Genomic DNA, 23,372 nt, shown 5'->3' with positions numbered 1-23,372 from the left:
ACCGGGATGCAGACATGTGAAAGCAGAATACTTATTTAACACAACAACTTTATCTACCTTCATTATAGTCGAACGGCACTTCATACCCTAGCGAGAATGATAATTTCTCTACCATTAATTCTGACATATGCAACCCAATCGCGTCAGAACGCTTAGAACGCTGGCCTTCATTTGCCTATTTACAGGTTTTGCCGGGGTGATCTATCAACTTATAAATGAAAAGCACCTCGATCATAGAAGTGTGTTGGTCGGACTGCCACTAGGCTTGGTCTTTGGCTTATTGGAGCTATTTCTGTTCCCAAAGACCGAACGACGGTTTCAACACTGGTCATTCACCAAGATCACGTTATTTAAGATACTACTATATACGGCCGCCATTTATGTTGTCAGTGTTATCATGATGTTTATTGCGGGCCTTTTTGAACATCGCAAAATCAGTGAGCTCTTTGTATCGCTGGCCTCTTTAGATCAATTGATATTAGTGGTTTATACACTAGCCATTTATAGTTTGCTTGTTTTCTTTCTGCATCTCAACCGCCTGCTGGGTGAAGGGATATTATGGAAATTCATTAGTGGCAAATACCACAAGCCCCACGAGGAGGAACGAATCTTTATGTTCCTTGATATGAATTCATCCACAACTATTGCAGAACAACTAGGACATGTACGTTTTTACGCTTTGCTGAATGAGCTTTTCCATGAAATTTCTCAACCCGTACTTCAAACAAAAGCGGAGATCTATCAGTATGTGGGAGATGAAGTTGTTCTTACATGGGAGGTAAAGCAGGGTCTGGAAAATGCGAATTGCCTAAAAACCTTTTTTCTATTCCAGGAAAACCTGCACCGAAATAGCAGTCATTACCTGAAAAAGTTTGGTGTACAGCCAACCTTCAAAGCAGGATTGCATTTTGGAAAAGTCATTAGCGCACAAATAGGCGATCTAAAACAGGAGATTGTCTATAACGGCGATGTGCTCAATACAACCGCCAGAATCCGGGATGCCTGCAGGCAATACCAATGTGAGTGCCTGGTTTCCGGAATACTGATGAACCAGCTCAAATCGATGAATGGTTTCCTCTGGGAACGAATAGGTGCAACAACACTTCGTGGCAAAGAAACAGAAGTGGAGCTTTTCAGTGTGAGTGATATTCGTAGCCTATGACTATAAACCTGGCAACACATACAGCCTGATCATTGTCGGTATTCCGCAAAGCATCCAAGTCTGAAGTTGCAATTTCGGGATAACAGTCGTTTATGATTTGAAGAATACTACAAATAGTAAGAGGCCACAACACATCACACTACGCACAAGACTTTTACCGCTGTATCGGCAAGGAGTTGAACGCTACTGATCTCTTCCGGTGATGGTTCGCGATTTTGCCTAAAATAGGTACCAAAGGTTCCCAACACTTTTCCTTCGGCTGTTTTAATAGGCATACTCCAGGCCCCAACAAAGCCAAGCGCCAGTGGCAGGTGGCGTAATTCAGCCCATTTATCATCCGACTTAAAATCTTTTGTTATCACCATTGTACCCGTGGCCGCCGCCGAGGCACAGGTACCCAACAGCGGATTGGGTTTCAAGCCGTCAATGGCCGTTAGATAATCATATGGGAGGCGAGGCGAACAACCATTCCGCAATAAACCGCCTTTGTCCAGCACCAGAATGGAACTGACAGAGTCGGCGCCGGCTATCTCTTCCGCCGCATTTATCAGACAGGTCAGTACTTTATGCTGCAGTTCACCTTCTTCCAGCATTTGATTGGCTTGCTGCACGGCCCTTTGAGCTATAATATGAGCATCCGACGCTTGTGTTAGCAAATTATTTCCCTGGTCTGTAATCATTGAAAAACGGCGTAGGTAGGTTTAATATCGTATGGTATATCAAATTACTGAATTTCTTAATCCCTTTAAAGCTTTATTACCAAAATCATTCTTCAATAAAATGATGGAATCATATAGTGGCCTGTCAAGTGCAAGACAAGCGATGCGGCTTTTTGGGTTCTAGCCTGTCTCCTCTTATAGGTTTGGTGAGTTAGCCGGGACATGGCGTCAAATTATGAAAGTAACGCACCTTTCGTTGACACGTGGGGGCGTCGCCCCCACGTGTTCGAGTGTTTTAGTTGCTTTAAAGAACCCCTCATAACGGTAGAATTCCTCCTCTTATTACATAAAACAAAGTTCGCTACATCATCAGCCTCTATCCCCTTAACAAAATAAGCAAACTGGTTCAGCGCCTTATATCCCGCCCTGTGCTGGCAGCCTCACCTTATTATCAGAGTCGGGCGGAATATACAGCGCCTGCCGTTTTTTCCACCAGCAGCTGATACTACCATCCTTGCTCACTGCACCCAGGGTTGGGAAAGATACATTCCAAACGACCTACCTATCCTAAACTAGGCTCAAAGCAACGGAGGGATGCTGTGCGCGGGCCGGCCCAACGCGCGGAGCGATCGGGTGGGCCTTGATTTTTTTGCTCAACTTTTTTCATCAAGGAAAAAAGTTGAAAAGCAAGGGTAAGAAGGAATACTAAAAAACGAAAAGCCTGTTCACCACTCACCCAGGCAGGGTCTCGTTACGCAATGAAGGCCACTAAAAATAAAAATCAACAACCTTTTTCTATAAACAATGCCTTTCTACTAGTATTGGTTAGCAATCAACGTTTTTGTTGGGACATTCCCTAAAAAATAATTTCCTACCTTCTTGTAACAAAACAATCCCTCTCACGACTATTTATACAAACAACACACACGTTGCAAAAGCGCGAAATAGAAAAGCAGTTTGAAAAGCATATCCGGGAGAATGAACTGCTGATTTATAAAGTCTGCCGGATATACGCCTACACGGATGCCGACCGGCAGGACCTTTTTCAGGAGATCGTCATCCAGCTTTGGAAAGCGTTTCCCAAGTTCAAGGGACAGTCGAAATTCAGCACCTGGTTATACCGCGTGGCTATCAATACAGCCATAACCGGCCTACGCAAGCAAAAAGATTTCATAGACTCTTACGAGCCGGAAACCCTTCCACAACATGCTGATGATAACACAAGCCATGTGGCGGAAGAACAATCGAAACTTTTATATACAGCCATTGAACAACTAAATCAAGTAGAGAAAGCCATTGTCATGCTGTATATGGAAGACAAAGCCTATGAAGAAATGGAAGAGATACTGGGTATAAACCAAGGCACCTTACGCGTAAAAATGAGCCGCATAAAAGACAAACTACGTCAACTCACAAAAAATAATTGATATGGAACTTGACGACTTTAAGCAACAGTGGAACCAATCGGAAAAGACACAGCAACCTAAAAATCAAAATATCATGCAACTGATTCAAAACAAAAGTTATGGCCCTGTGGCCGAATTAAAACGATCATTTCGTAAGCAAATGATTGCCATGACGGTAGTACCCATTGCTATTCTTGGTACCAACCTACAGCATATTGACAAAACACTAACCAGCGCCCTGTTCTGGTTCTACATAGCATTTTGCATAGTTGTAATCATTTTTGCAAGGCTTAATTATTCACTTGTAGAAAAAATGGAGGGAATGGATGGTATGGTAAAATCAAACCTTGAGCAGCAAATAACCCTGCTGGAAACAAGAGTAAGACAAAACATCATTGGTGTAAGAATAGCCCTATTGTTCTTTATCGTACTAACAGAAGTATTACCTTATATCCAGGACTTTAGCATGCTTAACAAATGGCACGCATTATCGCCCTTCATCCGGTTTGGCGCTTATGCCGCTTTATTCCTGTTTCAATATGTAATAAGCCGTACGGTTAGCTACCGAAAGTTTGGACGGCACATTGCGCACCTGAAAGAGCTGGTTCGGCAGATGCAGTAGTTTCTGGTTTTAAGATTAAAATTTCGCACAGAGCAAAGGAGAAAAGGAGGATAGTTACAGCTTTCAGGTTTCATCTTTCCTCCCCACAACCAGACCGCTAACTATAACGCCTCTCCCCTTTGCCTCCCTGAGCTCGATCCTGAGTCTGTCGAAGGAAAGGCACTTACACCAGCCAACTGCCTGCATTCTGTAACGCCTCATGCATTTGTCATTCCGAGCGATAGCGAGGAATCTCAGAGACTCACACCTAAAATAAGACTGCTAACCCATAACGACTATAAGCTGTCACCCGGAACTTGATCCTGAGTTCACATCTAAGCGGCGACGTCACTACAGGTCACTGTTTAGCGAGACAAGCTTAATCGACAACATCATCTAGAGAGTCCTCTTGTACTAAAAATTAATACCGAGACATTAATTATCTTCAAGTCATAACCAAACGAGGAGCTAAGTAAACTACACTTTAGCAAGCAACGTTCCTTTTTATTGCTTTTGAATATGGATTCTTATCTAAAGCTATTCTATACAATTACGCTATCCTTTATAACTACATTGGCTTTAGGGCAATCTGACTCCAGTCGCTTTAAAATGGTTAATGAACTGACCAGGGAAATCAAAAGAAATTACCTTTCATTTGACATGGCATTACGAATGTGTGACACCATCAGTTCCAAGCTTATGGCTGGGAAATATGATTCTACATTAAACGAAGACGAATTTGCTTTTGAGATCACCAAAGACTTACGTCGGATTAGTAGTGACCTGCATATCTCTGTAACACCTCCCTTCACAAGAATGTTTGACGAAAGCGACTTTAAAGAAATAAATCTCAGACACCTTAATAGACGCAACAAGAGAAATGAGAAAAGATTCAAAAAGGACGCTCAACGTGAGAAGATTGAATATGGTGAGATAAAGAAATTGCCGGGCAACATTGGTTATGTGGAGGTAAAAAGCTTTGCCAATATGCCTGCTAAAAAGAAAGCCAATAAAAAGAATATACGTTTGGCTACTATTTTTAAGTTCCTGAAAAAGACGCATACACTTATTATTGACTTACGCGACAATCAGGGAGGATTCTTTAATCAAGCCAACAAGTTATGTTCTTACTTTTCCCCTGCATCAAACAACTATTTTATAACTACCGAGCGGCACTATCGAAGCGATTCCAATGACATATACAAAGAGCTATCCCAAACTTTTAAATACTTCACTGATAAAAAAGTCACTAGCCAACATAACAGGTACAAAAACATTTATATTCTCACAAGTCATCAAACCTTTTCTTCTGCTGAACTAACTGCCTATAAAATCAAATCCTACCAACCAAATACTACTTTAATCGGAGAACCAACAGCCGGCGGCGGTAATGGTTATACAATAGGCCTTGTTACCGATTTATTTAATGCTGTTATACCTAACATTAAAGTATTTGATGAAACCAATGCCAATTATTCGTATGAAGCAAAAGGCATAATTCCAGATATCATTACCACAACAGATAGTGCATTTTATATAGCGTATCAAATGGCACTAAAGGACTACCCTAAACCGCTTCATTCCAAGGTAAAATATTTAAAGAAAACCATTGCGCTGTCCAGTCCATATGAGCAACACTTTCAGAAGTCTTATTCAGATTATGTTGGCGATTATAGAAAGATAAAGATTGTACAAGAAGGCCCTAGATTGGTTATGTATTATGATAACCTAAAAAAAATAATATTGGTACCAGAAGTAACTGACTTCTTTACAACAGATAGCCCACTTTCGGTAAAGTTTGCAAGGAATAATAATGGAAGTATAAGGCAAATTGAAGTTACAAACCATGGCGAATTTACTGAGAGGTTTAGAAAGCTGTAATCAAGTATTCCGCAAAAAATTTATCCTCTTTAGTATATAAGTGTACATGGTATCTTAATCTAAACAGCCCCTGAGGAAAACGTACTGTTTGTGCAGCTGCATCACAAATGTTAAGCAGTACGTCACTAATGGTATAACACTCCTTATGTTATACGCAATACTTTCAAGCCCACACCTTAAATTCACAGTGATCAAACAGAAAACATTTTCATGGAGTTTATTTGGATGATACCCCTTTATATTATAATGCCAGTAACCGGCATCATCCTGCTTTTGAAAGGCTTCAACTCTGGTAAAGGGCAGGGCATGAAAAGAATTGGGGCTGGTGTTATCCTGCTATTACTTCCTTGTATTCATGCTTTTCTTCTTCACAGGATTGAGAACGGTAATGAAAAATCGTTAATCGGCAGCTATACATTGGACAGCACCGAACAAGCTATTCTCAAGCTTTACCCAGACAATACGTTTGAATTTGCAAAAGTGGATAGCACATTAAATTATGGAAAGGGCAAATGGCAATACCGCAGGTGGGACATTGATGAAGTGGCCTTAACATTTAACGACAGTACGCAATTGTCTTTTCAAGTTGTAAACCAAGACAAAGAAAACTTCTTACAGACCACTTTTTGGACAGGAACAGAACATAAGTATATAAAATTGGTTAAGTCTATTAAAAATCGGTAACCAACGCCAACGAAAAGTAAACCGTCATGCTTATACTGTTTACGCCGTACATAGTATCTTCACCCCGCGCAAGGTAGAAACGTAGTCACAGCACTGAGGCATGATTGGGTTCAAAACGGCGCATTTTAAATAGCACACCATGACCAACAATATCATGAATCCAAAAGTTGACTTCTTCTTCAACAAAGCCGATAAGTGGAAGAAAGAATACGAACTATTGAGAAAAATTGTTCTGGACTGTGGGCTCACCGAAGAATTGAAATGGGGTTGCCCTTGCTACACCTTTCAGAATAGCAACATCGTATTAATTCATGGCTTTAAAGAATACTGTGCGCTTCTATTTCATAAAGGTGCTTTATTGAAGGATATCGAAAGCATTCTCATTCAACAAACAGAAAACGTACAGGCCGCTCGCCAGGTTCGTTTCACTAACCTGCAGGAGATAGTAGAATTAGAGTCTATACTAAAAGCTTATATCTATGAAGCCATTGAAGTAGAAAAGGCCGGACTGAAAGTAGATCTGAAAAAGACAAAGGCCTATACTGTTGCTGAAGAATTCCAAACGAAGCTGGATGAGATGCCGGAATTAAAAGCAGCCTTCGAGGCCTTAACACCAGGGCGACAAAGAGGCTACCTGCTTCACTTCTCTGCTCCTAAACAATCCAAAACCCGGGCATCACGAGTTGAAAACTGTATAGAGCAGATTCTCGATGGAAAGGGACTAAATGATTGATCTTTTCAAGTAGTAAATAAACAGATCATTACTTCACATTGCATTCACGCACTCCTTTAAGATTAATACGCAATCAAAAGCTAGAGAATGGAAAATACAGATAAAAAGTTATCGGCCGAACAACAGTCAACACTAATCAGTGTATTGAAAGCCCGCTTTGAGAAAAACAAGAACCGTCATAAAGGCATTGAATGGACTAGCGTACAAGAAAGGCTGGAAGCGAATCCTGGCAAACTGTGGCCCTTAAATGAAATGGAAAGCACCGGCGGTGAGCCCGATGTTGTTGGTTATGATAATAAGACAGGCGAATACATCTTTTTTGATTGTGCAGCAGAAAGTCCCAAAGGCCGCCGAAGTGTTTGTTACGACCGCGAAGCATTGGATTCAAGAAAAGAACATAAGCCAGCAAACAGTGCTTTAGATATGGCAGCTGCTATGGGCATTGAGCTTTTAACGGAGGAACAATATAGACAACTACAGCAACTGGGAAGTTTTGATTTGAAAACATCCAGCTGGGTGCAAACACCTGCTGCTATTCGAAAGCTGGATGGCGCCCTCTTTTGCGATCGCCGTTACGATACAGTGTTCCTGTATCATAATGGTGCATCTTCTTATTATGCAGCCAGAGGGTTTCGTGGGGCGTTAAGGGTTTAATATTTTCTTTAACCTATATTAGATAGAATCACAGTATCTGTTAACCTGCCTCTAATACCACTATCTGCATTTAAATGAGCGCTCCAAATAACATATGTAAATGGCTAGAATTTGCTTTCACCGAGCACGTTGGCAGGATCACTGAACAGTATTTCTTCGATAAACGAGACGGTGAATTTTATTCAGTTTTTATAACAGATTACTTCCTTACGGATCCAAACTCAAGTAGTAATAATTCCGACTCGCCATATACAAAAGAAGAACTAAAACAGCTGTCTAATAGAATAGACAGACAAGAAGCTAATGACCCTTCTATTTTACACTTACCAAGACTAACACTTGGGGAAAGAAAGGAAATGTTACAAATGTTTATTGACAGTCAGAATCTACAAAGTATGGGAGAACTACAGCAGTGCGTAGATATTGAAAATGGCAAGACAAACTTGGACTTCAACGGCAAGCTGCCCTCTTCTTTAGAAACAGAATGGAAGTCATTTAAAAGTGAGTTTATACAAAGAAGAATTGATAGCTTCTGTAATTTAAACAAAATCCATTTAGAGACTGCAACACTTTGGACAGACAAGAAAATGACGCAGGTCAGCTTGGATGTTAGCAATACTTCCTCATCGAAAACAAATTCAATAAAGCCTTGGTGGAAATTCTGGTAGATGAGTGAAAAAACATTTTTAAGAACAATAGGTTTCTTGACCCTCTTGATCGTGGGTACCAACTTGGTATATGTACCTTATCTTATTAAAACTACATCTGGTGGCAAACAGGCTCCACTAACATTTATAGTAAAATCATTTATAGTCTGGCTTATTGTAAGTGGAATTGTTTTGGGTATCCATAAACTATCCGAAAGAAAATAGCACTAATACGGCATTGTGCCAATACATGCCAGGAATTATATTTGAACTACCAACAGCAATTAACTACAGAACGTTTATTGAAGACCTGTAACATAGACTCCTATACAGCTTGCAATATTTGTTTTGTTATTGGTGATGGTAATTACCAAACCCAATGCTTAAAGACCATATGAGACCAAGCTTTTACTTACTTCTATTTTTATGTACTATAACAGTAACCCTCCATGCTCAAAATGAGAATACCCCTTTCTTAAACATTGGCGACCCGGCTCCACCCCTGCGTGTGCGTAAGTGGTTTAAAGGTTTACCGGTTCAACAATTTGAAAAAGGGAAAATCTATGTGGTAGAGTTTTGGGCAACCTGGTGTCGACCTTGCCTGGCCTCCATGCCACACCTCTCCACCCTGGCCCGCGAATACAAGGATCACGTCACCTTTATAGCAATAGATGTGATGGAAAATAAAACCACCACCCTGGAGAACATAAAAGCGGTCGTAGAGCGCATGGGAAGCCGGATGGATTTTCCGGTGGCTACTGAGGATAGCAATCTCATGGCTACTGGTTGGATCGAAGCTTCAGCACACGAGGGAATTCCCGCGACTTTTGTAGTAAACGCAGAAGGGAAGCTGGCTTGGTTTGGACACCCTAAAGACCTGCCTGCAGTACTGCCCAACATCGTAAACAATACCTGGAATATAAAAGAAGCCTCGTCCAGGCTAAATGAGAACCGGCGTTTACGGGACCTGGATCGGGAAGTGCCGTCCCTACTTATGGAGTATAAAGTCGATCAATTCAAACCCGGTAGTGTTACTAAACCAGACTCCATTCTTTTTGCGATCAATGAAATGGTTCGAAAGGAACCTAAGCTGAAATATGCACCTTTTATTGCTTATGACAACTTTCGTTTCTTACTTATGACGGATCCGGACAAGGCCTATGCATATGGCAAAGAGGTATTGGTGAACCCTACCTACCAAGAGCCTGCCTATAATGCCATTATAGGCAACATCGCCTGGTATTCCGATAAAATGAAAATCCCTGGCAAAATTTATGAGTTAGGAGCAGAAGCTTGCCAGTTGGAAATTGATCATGTCGTTTACCCTGAACTTGTTAACCTGCCCGAGATGTATAGCAAGATGGCCGATATGTATTGGCGGTCCAATAATAAAATAAAAGCCATAGAGGCCCAGCAAAAAGCCATTGACGCTATGAAAGTAAAACAAGCGTTAGAAATGACTGAATTGGAGACAAAGTTCCAGCAATACAAGGATATGAAGACGTTTTAATTACACAGAAAATTCCACACCATGCCCCATGCATAACAAGCCAAGGCGAAACTCTTATATCGCACTAAATATCAGCTACCCAAGAATTCAATCGCCAACTACACTTATCCCTAGCCGGTAGTTACCATCCACTACATGTCCAGGTACTATAATACCCCTGCGCGGCGTACAAGCTAGTACCACCATTATCTTGAGTAACAACTACCTTCTCCTTTGCCACCTCTTTCTGCAACTGCCCCTGCTCACTCACCTGCCAGGACGATAGGCGGCTGGGAGTGATGTTCTTCCCTTTACGCTTTTGTTTAGGTCTATTACAAATTGGTGGCAATACTGTGTTGGTGGACTTCATTATTTTTCTAGCTACAGGCGGTTCAACAGATGTCACCACTTGTCCCAATTCCTGCAACAGCAAGGTCTTAACCGTTTCTTTTGTTACACCTTTACGAAGCATACGCACCGCTTTGCCGGTAAGCTTTCCAAACAAGCCATGCTTCCTTACTTCCTTGGGTAGGGTGTAGTACCAGGTCCGCACCCATTTAGATGCCTCTTTAAACTCGCGTTTGCGCAGGCACAGCAAGGGGTAATGCTCGTCCTGGCTCATGCGTTTTTTCGTACCAGTGGTGGGTTCGCCTTTGAGGCGCATGTAGTACTTGCCGTTCATCTGGTAAAACACCATATCGTCAATCGTTCCGGTAATAAAGAGAGGTCCTGCCTGTCGTGCCATAGGGTTGTTCGTTTAAGTTTAATACTAAATTATTTAGTAAAAATAACCCTTCCTTTTTATCCTTACAAGCCGCAGCCTCTTTAGTTATACACATGTAAATTGCCTTGAATGTCACACGCCGGCCCCCTCGAAGAGCAGCCCTCTTGCGCGCTCCATCCGGATGCCGGCTGTAACGCCTCTTGCTTTTGGCAGGCGTAATTTATTTCAGCAGCTGCTCTCCCTCTCCAATCAGCCATCAGCCATCCTTACATCAGCCATATTCCCGCAAATCCTTAAATCTCCCCCAATCCCGGTTCAGACATCCTCCACCTTACGTCATACTTCCTTCATAGTAACGTCTATGAAACGTCCTATAAGTCAGTAGGGAACGTGTGGGTTCACCCGTACCTCACCCGTACATCAGCCCTTCCACAGCCCTTCCTTGGCCTGTACCACGCCACCTGACAACCGGTAAGAGTTCATTAGAGATAGTAAAGAAAATGGAATAAATAGAGTCGAAATAACTCTTGTAGAGAAGACGCTAAAGATACAAAATTAACCCCGCCACAACAACACCAAAGACTCCCATTTAGGTTATACCACAACACTGAAAAAGGAATATAATGAACCGTTAGGTTGCAAAAGAAACAGCTGCTATCACATTAATATCTCCGAAAGGAAACAACATAAACACCCCTACCTACTTCATCAGTTCGGCTTCTACTACAGCCTTTTGTAATTGTGGAATCAGGGCGTAGAGATGCGCGCCAGGACATAATGTTTCCGCATGATCTTTATGGGCCGATATCTTATCGGATGTAATATGATATTGCTTGGCAATAGAAATAATCAGTGCCTGCAAACTTTGATATTGCTTATCGGAAAGTTCTTCGTTTTCAAAGTTACCTTCTAATACAATCAATGCATGGCCGGTAGGATCATAAGGTGTATTGGAATCACCTACATATTGTAAGGGACGCCCCTCGCCTATTGAGCCATCCACTGCTATGTAAAAATGATACGGTATATCGGCCCAGGGCTCTTTTACCTTTCCACTGGCCAGCTTACTGCTACTAAAGGAGAATTTCTGCAATGCTTTTAGCTTATCGGCTAGACTACGTTCCGGCGCTTGCTTAACAGCTGTATGATGTATGGTGATCTGCTGCGGCACATGTTTGCGCATAGGTAACACCGATTGTTCAGCTCCCCACTCCTTCCGGGTAACAATGGTAACATCTTTTGGTAAAGAAACTTTCTGTTGCACCTTACAGCCAACTGAAACAGCAAGAATAAACAAGAACAAGCCTAAGGGTAAAGATCGTTTCATCGTGTCGTGTTTTGCGATTGCAATATTACGACTTCGTGTAAGGAAAAAGAGCTAGCGCACACCCCCAGCCCCTAAAGGGGAGCTCCCACGCGCAGGGCTATAGTGAGGATACACAGCAGGAACCTAGATCGAGGCTTATACATTCTTACCAAAAGTTATTTATACGTTTCTTAATAACTTTTTATACTTAAAGAATAAGTATGTCCCTATTGCCAATTGGCTGACGCCCAGTAAAATGACATAAAAGCCAATCCGCATTAGAAACAATGCAAACACAGTTAAAACGCCTTCTACTGTTCCTGAACTGAAACTGGCATTGGTCTGATTTGCTGTGATTGACTCACTTTGAATTGGAGGTGTAGATGTTGCCGTTTCTGTAAAATGTATAAATAAGTATGGGAGCACCAAGAACACAAGAAGCAAAACAGAACTAATTCCTATCATTACTTTGGCTTGTTTTACCCGTTTTATATAGGCTGGCTTTTTCACCTCAATTAGAACGCTTTGTACAATAGCGTTACTAAGTCCTTTCATTTTTAGCATGTCGACTATCTCTTGGTCGTTGCCATACATATCATACATGCCGAGTACATATTCAGCATTCGCCTGAATAATTTCTTTTTCAGTTAGTTCAAGTATTGTTTCCATTTAAGTACGTTTCCGTTTTGGTGCGTTTTAAAATATACCATTGTTACGGAGCCCACAATTAGAATTAAGATAAGACCAAAGAAAGCAGCAAGTGAACTTCAATCTAACGTGGCCCTCCTCCGAAAAAATCCCAGCCGTCTATGTATTCCAACTGAGGCCTATTCGTTGCCGTAAAGGGACCAATGGAACCCGGCGCCATTTTAATTCGAAGGTATCCATCAACATAAAAGCTATTATAGGAGTTAAGGGTCAGACGCTTGTGGTTTTCCTCGTTCAGCGGAGTGCCTGGGGCAGGCACCCAGTCACCGTCAGCGAAGATCGTCCCATCCTTGCCTGGCTGCGCCAATACTTTTCGCTTTTCGGAACAATGAGCAGAAAATGAGACCCAACACAAATCCTTTTGAACCTCTACGTCATTGAAAAATTCAGGACTCTGGACAGTACCCGGTTGAGTGCCGGCATTGAGCAGGCTGAGCGTTCCACCTTGTTTGGGCATGTGAATGACCGCCCGGTCAACCGAATCACCCTCTTTCCACTTTTTCCGGATCATTGTATAAGTAAACGGTATTCTAAGTTCCACGCCCACTTTACGGGAAGACAGGAAATGGCGTCCTACATACTCCCTTGCATATGTAGGACCATATGTATGCGTTATGGAATCATACCCTTTGCCCATATACACCTCGGGCGTAAGATAGGAATAACCCAGCGTAGCCTTCTCTTCTATAAAATTGCGCCAGTCGCTTACCGTATCATCAACGTTGGTATAGTGGGCATACAAACTATCATTAATGACAGCAAACCGAATTAAGGCTGATCGGATAGCTGCTGAATCTGCTTTTGCTTCATACAGACTGTCTATATACAATAACTGGCTTTTACTCAATAACGACTGGGCACCTACAGGCTTTTTAAGGATAGCCATCTTGGAGCTGTCAATTTCTGGTCCTTGTGCTGCTTTATCAGCAGCTACATGGCTACAAGCAGTAAACAGGAAAAGTGGTAATGCGGCAAGGATTCGAATGTTATTACTTAAGGCAGTAAGTCTTGACATTATTTAGATTTGGTAGAAGGGTGGAAGGTAAATAAACATAATTAGTTGAGGATATGCACTCCTTCCACTATAGCAGCTACGATCGTGTTAGCCGATCTTATCCTTACTACAAATCCACTTGATTCTATTCTGAAAACTAGTTTCAACTACAGCACTGTGGCTGTTTTCAGCAACAGCAGCATATCAATGATAGTTACCTAAACATCGTGTGATTGTCAAAAGACCACTACAGCGAAAGCCGTAAATATTGTACTTAAAAACCTTTTTCCAAGCGAAGCACCTAGCCAAGGCGCAAATCCGTTTTTGTTGGCAACCGACTTGGTGACAACCACTTATTGTAGCTGTAACACTCATTACTTTCGAACTTTCAAGAATAAACTTGATATAACCACTGTTAATGAATATGTAATGCTTAATGGAATAGCTAAGGAACCTTCTATCAACCAAAAAGTAACACATACACCTATAATTGCAAGGATTATTAATAATAACCTCACAAAAGTGGCAGGCAGTTTTTCTTGTGTAAGAAAATACGCCAAGCAAACAACAAGAAAAGTAGGTAAAGAAAAGAACAAGCCGAATGGGATAAATAGCAAAATAACTTCCAAGTTCTTTGTGTTATCCAACAAGCCAATATCGTATACAGCGCCTCCAATGCAAAGAAGGATAGGCCCAAGTACAATGGTTAACACCCAAAGTTGTAGAGGGAATAGTTTATTGTAAGTTACGCCTGTCATTGTTTTATTTATATCGGCATAAAAGCCGAATGTATCTTACTATTTTACTGGCAGTCTTTTATATTTCGCTCCACTAATTCCTGCTTCTTTTCGTCCCATTTAAAACAACGCTCTTTTAGTAAGACCATTTTGTTATTAACTACTTTATATTCTGCAGTGGTCACGCTTGCACCTGCACAGCATTGATTACGTTCGTAAATTCTTTTTGCCTTGCTGTCAAACTCCAATGAAGTTCCACTAAAGCCACTGTCAAAATATTTGCCTGTTTTTCTGTTGTAAAGAAAGTATAAACTTGACGTATTGGGGCCTGCATAACTGCTTTCAAAAACAGAAAAGTCATCTATGCCATCGAAGTTATAATCATCCACGTTTACATTATTCAAACCCATTAGTTGACATTCCAAATCAATTTGTTGAATTAACCTGTCAGTTTTCTTCTCCAATATTTTTATTCCAGTCACTCTTGCATAGAATTCATCTTTCGCTTTAGAAACAATCAACTTGAAATAGTTGTCGCCTAAGGAAACTGGTTGCAGCAACTCTCTATCCTTCCATTCAATGTTGTTGCCTTGGTCAATAGCAAACGACTTTGTCAATGATATTTTAAGCTGCTTTCCAGTGCCAAGGTCAGTCCAGTTACCCTCTAATTTGTCACTTTGCGTATTAAAGTTTTCGAAAGTTAATGTTGCTTTGTTGTTACCCATTTTATCTTTCTCAAAAAGTGTCAATCGACCCTGTAGCAGTTTGCCGTTTATTACAATTGGCTCATCAAAATTGGAGTAAGCATATATAGCTCTTATATCTCCGTCAGAAAAAATGTTTGCAACTAGCTCAATCGGGTATTTATCAATATATCCTGTATAACTTGTTTGGCCCAATAAGTTATACGAGGCCAAAAGAATAGTCAATAAGAAAAGTGTTGGCTTCATTTTATTGCAGTAGGTTGGTGTTATGTCTATTTAGTCGTGTAATAGGCTGTCCCACGAAATAATATAAAAACGGCTGCCAACGACTTTTCTAGGAAAGTGAGTGGCTGGTCATCACCATTCAGTAATATCACATGAAGTAACCGCATACCAATGGTCTGATTAAAGAAACACAAGGCGACAAACCTATAAACAGCAAATAGGATAAAAACAAAATGAGAGGAATTGCCATTCCCCATCAATTGATAGAGAACTTCGGGTTGCTTGGTAATGGACAACGTAACCGTAAGCGTTAAGCAAAGAGAAGCATCTATTAATCCAACAAATACTTGTTTTGCATAGCTGGCTTCAGAATAATTGGTCATAGTGCTGTTAGTTTTAGGTTGTTGGTGGTTAAAAGATACAATACCAGCAGCTAGATACCAAGGACCAATGGAGGCAGCAAGAGTATAGTACTTACTTGTTCTTCATCTATTCTTCAACTGTTTTAACTACTAGCTTTCGTTTCTTGCCAACCTGCTTATCCTGCAACACCCTATCTCTCATTTTCAAAAACGGCTTCTCTACTAACCGATTCAATACCCACGCACCAAGCAATACCGTAACCACACAGATACCAAGCATCAAGTTGCTGTTCTTATCTACACCCAACTTTGCCAACTGATCTTGTGTAATGTGAATGATAAACTTATGTACCAGGTAAATAGCATAAGACAATGTAGCAATGGTTGTTGTCGTCCGCGAGTTGTAGTTATACAGAACACTACCCGGACTAAGAGCTCCCAGAACCATCACGCCATAACCAAGGCTTATCAAGGGAAAGCCAAATACCGATGCACCAAAACTTAGTTCATCCAGGCATAGAAAATAAGCACCTGCCAAAATAAGAATGCCCAATACCAGCAGTTGATTACCGTATTGTAAAATACGTTTTGCCTGCACTGGCTTGTACTGGAGAAAGGCCGCAATACCAACCCCTATCAATAACCCATCTAGCCGGCTATAGCTTGGATAATAGATCCATTTGTACCACAAAACACCAAAGGCCCCATTCTCTATTTGAGGCAGCAGAAGCACTTGATAACAATACAACCGGATTAGTAAGCCTGCTATGAACAGACCCACGAGTAGCCAGAACCCTTTCTTTAAGGCGTTGAAATAAACTAGTCCCAACAAGATCAAGGGCAGTAATAGATAGAACTGTTCCTCAATGCAAAGCGACCAGGCATGAGAAAAGGTTCCCTGTGTGCGCAGATCTAGTCCCAGGTTTTGTGTAAACGTCAGGTATTTCCAAAGGGGCGCAAGCGCAGGCCGCTCGTGTACATAGGGAAATAGAAAATAGATGGCTACCACTACAAAGTAAGCCGGAAGAATGCGAAAGCTTCGCTTAATAAAGAATTGCTTTAACGAGAGGCCTTTACCGGCTGCCATCTGCTTAAAAAGCTGCGCCGCAATTAAATAACCGCTCAATACAAAAAACAGGTCTACCCCTGTCCAGCCAAACTTCCCAACCGTATCTATCCATTCCGGGTGAAAAAAGATCCGGTAGTGATAGATCAATACTAAAACAATAGCCAGAGTGCGCAAATGGTCCAGGCCATATAGTTTGCCCTTCGATGCAGACGCAGTTAGTTGAGTTGCCAATTTAGTTTAATGAAATAGGTGAAATTCTTTATGCTGTATTTGGCGCCTGTCCTAGCCAATGAGCAGTGGCTGCGCCAATATCAAAACTAGCGGATTGTTTAATAGGATACTTGCCTATCAAAAATTGTTGACAGGTTTAACATTTGCTCCTCGCCTCGTTATCTATAATGAGGTAAAAGCAGTGAAGCTCCACTTAGAGGTAAAGGATGTCACTTCTGAAAGCTTTCATTCATTGCCATCCGTATGATGTTTTCATATTCCTTCTGTGCCGGGGCATCTGGCTGCAATCCAATCAGGCAATGAATTTGACCAGCAAAGCATTTGTCCCAAACCTTAACACCGGCCTTTCTTAATTTGGCAGCATATAAAATACCATCATCTCGTAGTGGATCAAACTCGGCATTGATAATAACCGCCGGCGGCAGGCCTTGCAAGTTTTCAGTAAGTATGGGCGATACTTCTGGATTAGTATACTGACCAGGTGCATAGGTTTCAATCGCAAAATAACAGGCTGCCTTTGTTTGGAAATACCCGGTGGCATTTTCCTGGTACGAAACAGAGGTTTCCATATTCTTAGGGCTACAATCAACAGGAAGCCCGTTCATGACGTGCAGCTTTATCTTACTACTAATTCCTTCTTTCTTTGCTTTTTGAGCAATTACCGCCACCAGGTTAGCACCTGCGCTATTACCCATTAAAGCTATGCGACTGGTATCGCCACCCAGTTCGCTGCCATGTCCAGCTATCCATTTAAAAGCATTGTAACTGTCGTTTACAGCAGCCGGAAACTTGTGTTCAGGGGCCACCCTGTAATCAACAGCAAAAACAATTGCCCCATAGGTTTTGGCTTCTTGCCACAAGCTGTATTCCAGCGCGGGTAGTAAAGGAGAAATAAAGCCACCTCCATGGTAATTGATCACAATAGGAAGGTTCGGTTTGTGCAAGGGATTAAAGACCAGTACGGGAATGCTATCGGCCGTGATCTTAATGCGTTTTACATCTTCCTGGGGATAAGGCCTTACGGGCGGCCCTGCAAATTTAAGTTGCTCAATAGGTAGGCTACGCAGTTGTTCCAAGGTCAAGTCGGTATACCCTATCATCTTCAGGAATCCAGCAATGGCAGGATCTAGCTGCCGGGTGCCACAGGTTTGAGCAACGAGTTGTTGGTTTAGAACAAAACCGAGGAGCACAAAGAACACTAGCTTTTTCATAATACAGTTAATTTGGAGCCGTACAAAAGAGTGTCAACTGAGCAATGTCTGTCGTTAGACGACTACACGAATTTAGTACTAAGTGATATAGAGCGTACCAACCATTTCGCAAATAGCTGGTACGCTTTCCCATGCTTACCTATCAAACGCAAAGTAGTAGGCTTTGCCTTTGCCGGTCCGCGCCGTGTCTCCTTTGCCTGGCTTTGTGTGATTGCAGGGACACGGCGGTAGCAGGAAGTGGTGACTGTATCTTTCCGGTCTAGCTATTTTACATAGACACAAGAATGAAGCTAACCTTACCAGTCACGACAGCTGCCGTGTCCCTTGCCACGCGCAAGGCTATGTGAAGGAGACACGGCGGGGACCGGAACCAACGTAACTTTAGAAAACACCCAGCTACTCCTTTACATAGGATCCGAGGTTAACGGTAGTTCTAATATAGTTGTCGCATCATCTTCTCCCAATCTTTATAGCTCTTGTAGTTTTTGTATATCTCAGCATCCTTGCAACAGCTTTTCAAAGATTGGTTTTTATCCACTCTGTTGCTCCATGTAAAAGAACCGGTAACTTTAGTCGGAAGGATTTTCCCTTTGAAGGTAACTGCTTGACCGTCTAAAGAACAGCCAAAGGAAATGTCGCCATTTGTCTTATTGTAAGTTATATTGCTGATTACATTTACAACCTGGTCACCTATTAGTCCTTGATTATAAGAAAGAATACCTATCAAACTGCCATTATATTGCCAAAGGCGCAATGTGTATCCCGACGAATGCTCACCATCAGCACTTCTTTCGTTTGAGAAGAACCCCAAAACCTTTACAGTATTATCCTGCTGAAATGCACTGAATATAAAAACGGAAAGGACTAAAGCTATCTGCTTCATAGTGACTTTTATAATTACCGCTAGCGGAGAACAGCTTTCAGAAGCCGCGGAAGTCCGTGTTCATGGTGCTCCACAACAGTTCTGTAGGTTAATAAAGTTAATTAACTAAAGCCATATTCGTCAGCCGTGGTTTTAGAAAGCATATATGTAAAAGAGTAGCTTACCATATCTAAAATAATGGAGGTAAGTTATGAAACATCTCTTTATCGGGCTCGACGTTCATAAGAAAAGTTGGAGTGTCACTATCCAGGAAGGTCAGGTGGTACTTAAACGCTTCTCCATGGAAGCAAATGCTGACACTCTCACCCATTACGTAAACAAGTATTACAAAGGCTACACCATACAATGCTGTTATGAAGCCTGCTGTTGCGGCTATCATATTTATCGCAGCTTGAGTGCTGCCGGTTGGGACGTGTTGGTGGTTAACCCTGCAGACATCCCACGCATCAATAAACAAAGCACCAACAAATCAGACAAGATTGACAGCCGCTATCTGTGCCACCACCTGGCTTCCGGCCATCTCAGAGGCATCCACATTCCGGAAGAAAAACAAGAACAGTTCAGAAGCCTGTTCAGGCGTCGCAATGATTTAGTAAAAAGCCTTAGACGGATCAAATGTCACATCAAGAGCATGCTTCTATATTATGGCATCAATCTACCAGCACACTATGACAACATTAACTGGAGTAAGGCAATGGGACTTTGGCTTTCTAAACTTAAATGGCGATACCCCACGGCTGCCCAGACAATGAAAAGCCGCCTGGATGAATATGACTTCTTGAGAAAGCAATACCTGAGTGTCTGCAATGAACTGAGAAGTTATGCAAGGAAAAATTACCGGAAAGACTATTACCTACTCCGGTCTATTCCTGGCGTAGGGCCTTTTATTGCTATCGCCATACTCTCTGAAGTGGGCGACCTCAGAAGGTTCAAAGGCATTGACCGCTTAAGCAGTTATGTAGGGTTGGTGCCTTCCCTGCATAGCTCGGGAGAGAAAAGCTATAGCCGGGGCATTACCTATCGGAGCAAGAACTTACTAAGGAGTTACCTGATCGAAGGTGCCTGGATAGCTGCAAAAAAAGATGAAGAACTGATGCAGTATTATCTGGAAAGAAAGGGCTGTGATCACCGCAAGATCATTATTAAGATGGCGGCCAAGACGTTAAGCCGGATCTATCATGTCATTAAAAAAGGCGAACCGTATAAGGCAAGTAAAGCCGCAGCGTAGCCGTCTAGGGAAAGTGCTTCTTATTACCCCTTTAGCCTTTTAACGATGCATAAAAGAACAAACAATAAAAAAAGTGGCGACTGTAAAACATCGTGTGCAGCTGTACCAAATGAAGCCGCAGCGCTTCTTGCAGACTGCTTTTGCAAAGCATACAGCGCCACTTCCTTTTCTTTGATAAATGCTTGCAGCGGACGAAGGATCCGACTGCTTATAGGATGCTCAGGACAAAGGTATTGAGAAGACAAAACCACCATTCGTTTACAGCTGGCGTAGGAGAAAAGTTATCAAAAGGGTTAGGATTAAATGTATTGTCAGCTGAGGGGAACGCTATTGAGCTGAGGAAACAAAACGGGACCAACAGAACCCCAAAAAATATACATGAAAATCAATGTAACTTTATAAAAAACCAGCTATCTCTTTACATAGGAGCTGATGTTAGGCGCATTAATTTGAGAAACTTGAACTTTTTAATAGATCAAGATAGTAGCTACCATAAGTTGAATCGGTAAATTGAATATCAATTACTAAATAGAGATTGCCTTTTTTATGGTCTGTTTTCAATGTACCATAGTAATCATATTTGCGCATGGTATCTTTGGTATCCAAATTAACATATTTGATATACTGTCTTTTGAATGGCAAACCGCCCACGGTTTCAGTAGTAAAAGCCGTATCCAATACTTTAACGTCATCTGACAGACTTCTAACTTGAAAATACCAAGTAGCAACACTGGCTAGATTTGCTTCCAATTGTTTAGGCTCTATAGTGTCTCTGCAAAGACCGCTTCTCACAAAACCCTTTTGCGGATTCTTGATAGAAAACAGGGGTGTATTATTAGATATCTCTTCATACAAACGCCTTTCCATATTACCGTTACTATCAAAAGAAGAATCAGAAAGTGTCAATTTGTTAGGAAGCCGAAAAGTCCAATCCGTGTCAATAATGTGGATTTTTCTTTTCTGTAAATCACTAACTGAGCAACTTAATAAGAACAATATGAAAACTAGTAATGTTGATTGTTTCATAGAATTGCTGCTAACACTCAAATCTACGCATGTTTTTGCAGTCTGGTAAGATTTGCCGCTAAGTTGTTAACGCATAATATTGAACACATTGCACTTGCGTTTCTTTGTTAACGTTAACATGAAAAGCGCATGTTTCAACAATTGCAGTTAACCCCAAAAGCGCAATGCTAATAGAACAAATGTTCTCTTCTTTGCTATCCTATTGGGAATTCATTACTAGAAGGTGAAACAAGTTAAGCCTAACAGCAAGAGGCATTATTGTAGCTACCTAGTTTATTATTGTAGTCTCTGAGATCCTTCACTACCCTTCGACTTCGCTCAGGATAAACTGTTCAGGCTGACGAAAGCCTGAGGCGTTATTTCTGGCAGTCAGATTGATAATGAACGCTGGTAGCGATAGCGATTCCTAAATACCTCCTACAACAAGTTTAGGGTTAGCCAAAAGTCTTTATCAACTGAATGCTTATTGCGTACTAGAAATAGCAGCTATCAATACATCCTCCTTATAAAATGATACCGATTACACAAGTCCCAATAACCCGGTTTGCAAAAATTGCAAAAGCACTCTTATTTCTTCATCCCGCTACGGTTTTTTACTACTACCCTTTCTGCAGCTCAGCTATTAGTAAAAATTGCCAATAATAGTTGTGCGCATTAGTATTCCATCACTAGGAACAGTCTGGGACACATGATAGCTTTGTAGTAACAAACAACATCCATTAAGAACTGGCTCCGCATCCACTATCGGTTTCCCTAACAGGAACAATAACCATCCAATAGCCAGATAGTTACCACTTCGATTTAAACACTCTAAAACCTATACTCATGTTCCGGAATTCTACACGTCCATTTTATTGGATAGGCCTTCTTCTGCTGTTTTCGTTAAATGTGCAAGCGCAAACCAAGCCATCGGCTTTAAAAAAAATATACCTGCAAGGGGGGATGGGTCCTACCACCAGTAGCGGGGTTGTGGGCGGAATAGCAGTTCAAAGTGTATGGAAAAACAACTGGACGGTATCTGCTTCATACCAGGATTTCAGTTTGAATCCGAATAACCTGCCAAAGGACTATGAACCAGATATTGCCTTGTTCATTGCCATGTACCCAGAAAATAACTTGGTCAGTTTTAGTCTTTCTGGTGGAAAGCTTTTTGAGTTGGGCCGAAAAACCTGGATCACAACAGAAGCTGGTATTTCTATGGTGAAAGGACAAGAGTTTACATTCCAACCTCAGTCAGGTGGTTTTTGGATCATTGGCAGCACTTCCAATTATGATGAAACGTCTACAGATAAATCAACAGTAGGCGGCCTATTAAGGGCCGATTTCACCTGGGCCTTTGCTTCTTTTGCCGGTTTAGGTGTGGGCACTTTTGCCAACATCAACTCAATACAATCACCTGTAGGTGTCGAGTTTAAGCTGGTGCTGGGTTGGATGAACCGCAAGCCGAAACAACAAGCCGCAAATTTATAGATCCGTTTTGTTCCGTGCGGTTATCTCATTTCCGTTTCAATATCACGTAAGCACAGGTTCGGGAAATATCCCGAACCTTTTCTACGTATCAATAGTGAGCTTATTGGTTACCGTGCGCCATTACTTCTTTGGGAAACTTATCAGCTATTAGATTCAAGCGCATGTTGTATTCTAAATAGGCTTTTAAACCATCTAATACGGTTGTGAAACCACCAGTATTGTCTTTGATCACTTCTATCAGATCAGTACCGGTTTGCGTAAATCCATAACTCTTGATCACTACATAGGTTCTATGGGCATCCAATGCGGTAAACTCATAATCTACGGCTACTGCCGGATCACCCCACTCGGTGGCAATCTTCTGATTGGGAATAATTTCTTTTACCACCACGTTGATAGATACACCATACATCTCCCACTCCCAGGTTATGGTCTTACCGGCTTCTAATAACCCGCTGGATTTGGTAAACCAAAAGTTGGTGGTAATAGCTGGATCAATAAATGCCTGGAACACCTGATCTACCGGCTTGCGGATCATCATTTGTGTTTCTACACGGATGGTATTATTGGTTGTCATG

The 23,372-nt window shown here is 41.6% G+C and carries 24 protein-coding genes; 11 read left to right on the top strand and 13 right to left on the bottom strand.

Going from position 1 to position 23,372, the window contains the following annotated elements:
- The first annotated feature begins 127 nt into the window (after positions 1-127).
- On the top strand, positions 128-1,162 hold the full coding sequence (locus tag SY85_RS19330) for an adenylate/guanylate cyclase domain-containing protein (RefSeq protein ID WP_066406641.1): 1,035 nt from the start codon (positions 128-130) through the stop codon (positions 1,160-1,162).
- A gap of 134 nt (positions 1,163-1,296) precedes the next feature.
- On the opposite strand, the gene SY85_RS19325 is transcribed toward SY85_RS19330, so the two are convergent.
- Complete coding sequence (locus tag SY85_RS19325) at positions 1,297-1,842, bottom strand: GAF domain-containing protein (RefSeq protein ID WP_066406636.1); 546 nt, start codon at positions 1,840-1,842, stop codon at positions 1,297-1,299.
- A 908-nt stretch (positions 1,843-2,750) separates the two neighbouring features.
- Between SY85_RS19325 and SY85_RS19320 the strand changes: the two genes are divergently transcribed.
- From SY85_RS19320 to SY85_RS19280, 8 genes are all read left to right on the top strand, one after another.
- Positions 2,751-3,248 (top strand): RNA polymerase sigma factor, encoded by a 498-nt coding sequence (locus tag SY85_RS19320; RefSeq protein WP_066406633.1) that lies wholly within the window; start codon positions 2,751-2,753, stop codon positions 3,246-3,248.
- A gap of 1 nt (position 3,249) precedes the next feature.
- The gene (locus tag SY85_RS19315; RefSeq protein ID WP_066406631.1) at positions 3,250-3,849 is read left to right on the top strand and encodes a hypothetical protein; all 600 of its coding nucleotides are present in this window, start codon (positions 3,250-3,252) and stop codon (positions 3,847-3,849) included.
- A 498-nt stretch (positions 3,850-4,347) separates the two neighbouring features.
- A complete protein-coding gene (locus SY85_RS19310) occupies positions 4,348-5,709 on the top strand; it encodes a S41 family peptidase (protein WP_066406630.1) in 1,362 nt (453 codons plus the stop codon).
- A 210-nt stretch (positions 5,710-5,919) separates the two neighbouring features.
- The gene (locus SY85_RS19305; protein WP_066406628.1) at positions 5,920-6,393 is read left to right on the top strand and encodes a hypothetical protein; all 474 of its coding nucleotides are present in this window, start codon (positions 5,920-5,922) and stop codon (positions 6,391-6,393) included.
- Positions 6,394-6,532: 139 nt separating this feature from the next.
- A complete protein-coding gene (locus SY85_RS19300; RefSeq protein ID WP_066406627.1) occupies positions 6,533-7,126 on the top strand; it encodes a YdeI/OmpD-associated family protein in 594 nt (197 codons plus the stop codon).
- 87 nt (positions 7,127-7,213) lie between these two features.
- Positions 7,214-7,780, top strand: a complete 567-nt coding sequence (locus SY85_RS19295) for a DUF4256 domain-containing protein (protein WP_066406625.1) — start codon at positions 7,214-7,216, stop codon at positions 7,778-7,780.
- Positions 7,781-7,854: 74 nt separating this feature from the next.
- On the top strand, positions 7,855-8,448 hold the full coding sequence (locus SY85_RS19290; RefSeq protein WP_066406622.1) for a hypothetical protein: 594 nt from the start codon (positions 7,855-7,857) through the stop codon (positions 8,446-8,448).
- 373 nt (positions 8,449-8,821) lie between these two features.
- Positions 8,822-9,937 (top strand): TlpA family protein disulfide reductase, encoded by a 1,116-nt coding sequence (locus tag SY85_RS19280; protein WP_158513006.1) that lies wholly within the window; start codon positions 8,822-8,824, stop codon positions 9,935-9,937.
- 121 nt (positions 9,938-10,058) lie between these two features.
- Here the strand turns inward: SY85_RS19280 and SY85_RS19275 are convergent, their stop codons facing one another.
- From SY85_RS19275 to SY85_RS19230, 9 genes are all read right to left on the bottom strand, one after another.
- Positions 10,059-10,661: a hypothetical protein gene (locus SY85_RS19275; protein WP_066406619.1), complete on the bottom strand. Its 603-nt coding sequence runs from the start codon at positions 10,659-10,661 to the stop codon at positions 10,059-10,061.
- 679 nt (positions 10,662-11,340) lie between these two features.
- Complete coding sequence (locus SY85_RS19270) at positions 11,341-11,967, bottom strand: peptidoglycan recognition protein family protein (RefSeq protein WP_066406617.1); 627 nt, start codon at positions 11,965-11,967, stop codon at positions 11,341-11,343.
- A 159-nt stretch (positions 11,968-12,126) separates the two neighbouring features.
- A complete protein-coding gene (locus tag SY85_RS19265; RefSeq protein WP_066406616.1) occupies positions 12,127-12,615 on the bottom strand; it encodes a hypothetical protein in 489 nt (162 codons plus the stop codon).
- A 103-nt stretch (positions 12,616-12,718) separates the two neighbouring features.
- Positions 12,719-13,669, bottom strand: a complete 951-nt coding sequence (locus tag SY85_RS19260) for a hypothetical protein (protein WP_066406615.1) — start codon at positions 13,667-13,669, stop codon at positions 12,719-12,721.
- Positions 13,670-14,450: 781 nt separating this feature from the next.
- Entirely contained in the window at positions 14,451-15,335 is an 885-nt protein-coding gene (locus tag SY85_RS19250) for an XAC2610-related protein (RefSeq protein WP_066406613.1), read from the bottom strand.
- A gap of 26 nt (positions 15,336-15,361) precedes the next feature.
- Entirely contained in the window at positions 15,362-15,697 is a 336-nt protein-coding gene (locus SY85_RS19245) for an RDD family protein (protein WP_066406612.1), read from the bottom strand.
- 106 nt (positions 15,698-15,803) lie between these two features.
- Positions 15,804-16,976 (bottom strand): acyltransferase family protein, encoded by a 1,173-nt coding sequence (locus tag SY85_RS19240; RefSeq protein WP_066406611.1) that lies wholly within the window; start codon positions 16,974-16,976, stop codon positions 15,804-15,806.
- 209 nt (positions 16,977-17,185) lie between these two features.
- Positions 17,186-18,187 carry an alpha/beta hydrolase gene (locus tag SY85_RS19235; RefSeq protein WP_066406610.1) on the bottom strand — a complete coding sequence of 334 codons (1,002 nt, stop codon included), beginning with the start codon at positions 18,185-18,187 and terminating at the stop codon, positions 17,186-17,188.
- A 433-nt stretch (positions 18,188-18,620) separates the two neighbouring features.
- Entirely contained in the window at positions 18,621-19,070 is a 450-nt protein-coding gene (locus SY85_RS19230) for a hypothetical protein (RefSeq protein WP_066406608.1), read from the bottom strand.
- Between the two features lie 190 nt (positions 19,071-19,260).
- Between SY85_RS19230 and SY85_RS19225 the strand changes: the two genes are divergently transcribed.
- The gene (locus tag SY85_RS19225; protein ID WP_066406606.1) at positions 19,261-20,298 is read left to right on the top strand and encodes an IS110 family RNA-guided transposase; all 1,038 of its coding nucleotides are present in this window, start codon (positions 19,261-19,263) and stop codon (positions 20,296-20,298) included.
- A gap of 23 nt (positions 20,299-20,321) precedes the next feature.
- On the opposite strand, the gene SY85_RS19220 is transcribed toward SY85_RS19225, so the two are convergent.
- Both SY85_RS19220 and SY85_RS19215 read right to left on the bottom strand, forming a co-directional pair.
- A complete protein-coding gene (locus SY85_RS19220; protein WP_066406604.1) occupies positions 20,322-20,552 on the bottom strand; it encodes a hypothetical protein in 231 nt (76 codons plus the stop codon).
- A gap of 190 nt (positions 20,553-20,742) precedes the next feature.
- The gene (locus tag SY85_RS19215) at positions 20,743-21,324 is read right to left on the bottom strand and encodes a hypothetical protein (protein ID WP_066406602.1); all 582 of its coding nucleotides are present in this window, start codon (positions 21,322-21,324) and stop codon (positions 20,743-20,745) included.
- Between the two features lie 825 nt (positions 21,325-22,149).
- Between SY85_RS19215 and SY85_RS19210 the strand changes: the two genes are divergently transcribed.
- Entirely contained in the window at positions 22,150-22,794 is a 645-nt protein-coding gene (locus SY85_RS19210) for a hypothetical protein (RefSeq protein ID WP_066406600.1), read from the top strand.
- A gap of 100 nt (positions 22,795-22,894) precedes the next feature.
- Here the strand turns inward: SY85_RS19210 and SY85_RS19205 are convergent, their stop codons facing one another.
- Positions 22,895-23,371, bottom strand: a complete 477-nt coding sequence (locus SY85_RS19205) for an SRPBCC family protein (protein WP_066406599.1) — start codon at positions 23,369-23,371, stop codon at positions 22,895-22,897.
- Position 23,372 lies beyond the last annotated feature (1 nt).

Source organism: Flavisolibacter tropicus (assembly GCF_001644645.1).
Classification (GTDB): Bacteria; Bacteroidota; Bacteroidia; order Chitinophagales; family Chitinophagaceae; genus Flavisolibacter; species Flavisolibacter tropicus.
This window is presented reverse-complemented; position numbering and strand designations above follow the sequence as displayed.

What these genes read in the sequence shown, in the direction of transcription:
- SY85_RS19270 (WP_066406617.1), bottom strand. Translation starts at nt 11,967, where the DNA reads ATGAAACGATCTTTACCCTTAGGCTTGTTCTTGTTTATTCTTGCTGTT.
- SY85_RS19220 (WP_066406604.1), bottom strand. Translation starts at nt 20,552, where the DNA reads ATGGTGGTTTTGTCTTCTCAATACCTTTGTCCTGAGCATCCTATAAGC.
- SY85_RS19245 (WP_066406612.1), bottom strand. Translation starts at nt 15,697, where the DNA reads ATGACCAATTATTCTGAAGCCAGCTATGCAAAACAAGTATTTGTTGGA.
- SY85_RS19205 (WP_066406599.1), bottom strand. Translation starts at nt 23,371, where the DNA reads ATGACAACCAATAATACCATCCGTGTAGAAACACAAATGATGATCCGC.
- SY85_RS19230 (WP_066406608.1), bottom strand. Translation starts at nt 19,070, where the DNA reads ATGAAGCAGATAGCTTTAGTCCTTTCCGTTTTTATATTCAGTGCATTT.
- SY85_RS19265 (WP_066406616.1), bottom strand. Translation starts at nt 12,615, where the DNA reads ATGGAAACAATACTTGAACTAACTGAAAAAGAAATTATTCAGGCGAAT.
- SY85_RS19325 (WP_066406636.1), bottom strand. Translation starts at nt 1,842, where the DNA reads ATGATTACAGACCAGGGAAATAATTTGCTAACACAAGCGTCGGATGCT.
- SY85_RS19330 (WP_066406641.1), top strand. Translation starts at nt 128, where the DNA reads ATGCAACCCAATCGCGTCAGAACGCTTAGAACGCTGGCCTTCATTTGC.
- SY85_RS19275 (WP_066406619.1), bottom strand. Translation starts at nt 10,661, where the DNA reads ATGGCACGACAGGCAGGACCTCTCTTTATTACCGGAACGATTGACGAT.
- SY85_RS19290 (WP_066406622.1), top strand. Translation starts at nt 7,855, where the DNA reads ATGAGCGCTCCAAATAACATATGTAAATGGCTAGAATTTGCTTTCACC.
- SY85_RS19315 (WP_066406631.1), top strand. Translation starts at nt 3,250, where the DNA reads ATGGAACTTGACGACTTTAAGCAACAGTGGAACCAATCGGAAAAGACA.
- SY85_RS19295 (WP_066406625.1), top strand. Translation starts at nt 7,214, where the DNA reads ATGGAAAATACAGATAAAAAGTTATCGGCCGAACAACAGTCAACACTA.
- SY85_RS19260 (WP_066406615.1), bottom strand. Translation starts at nt 13,669, where the DNA reads ATGTCAAGACTTACTGCCTTAAGTAATAACATTCGAATCCTTGCCGCA.
- SY85_RS19210 (WP_066406600.1), top strand. Translation starts at nt 22,150, where the DNA reads ATGTTCCGGAATTCTACACGTCCATTTTATTGGATAGGCCTTCTTCTG.
- SY85_RS19225 (WP_066406606.1), top strand. Translation starts at nt 19,261, where the DNA reads ATGAAACATCTCTTTATCGGGCTCGACGTTCATAAGAAAAGTTGGAGT.
- SY85_RS19215 (WP_066406602.1), bottom strand. Translation starts at nt 21,324, where the DNA reads ATGAAACAATCAACATTACTAGTTTTCATATTGTTCTTATTAAGTTGC.
- SY85_RS19235 (WP_066406610.1), bottom strand. Translation starts at nt 18,187, where the DNA reads ATGAAAAAGCTAGTGTTCTTTGTGCTCCTCGGTTTTGTTCTAAACCAA.
- SY85_RS19310 (WP_066406630.1), top strand. Translation starts at nt 4,348, where the DNA reads ATGGATTCTTATCTAAAGCTATTCTATACAATTACGCTATCCTTTATA.
- SY85_RS19280 (WP_158513006.1), top strand. Translation starts at nt 8,822, where the DNA reads ATGAGACCAAGCTTTTACTTACTTCTATTTTTATGTACTATAACAGTA.
- SY85_RS19305 (WP_066406628.1), top strand. Translation starts at nt 5,920, where the DNA reads ATGGAGTTTATTTGGATGATACCCCTTTATATTATAATGCCAGTAACC.
- SY85_RS19300 (WP_066406627.1), top strand. Translation starts at nt 6,533, where the DNA reads ATGACCAACAATATCATGAATCCAAAAGTTGACTTCTTCTTCAACAAA.
- SY85_RS19250 (WP_066406613.1), bottom strand. Translation starts at nt 15,335, where the DNA reads ATGAAGCCAACACTTTTCTTATTGACTATTCTTTTGGCCTCGTATAAC.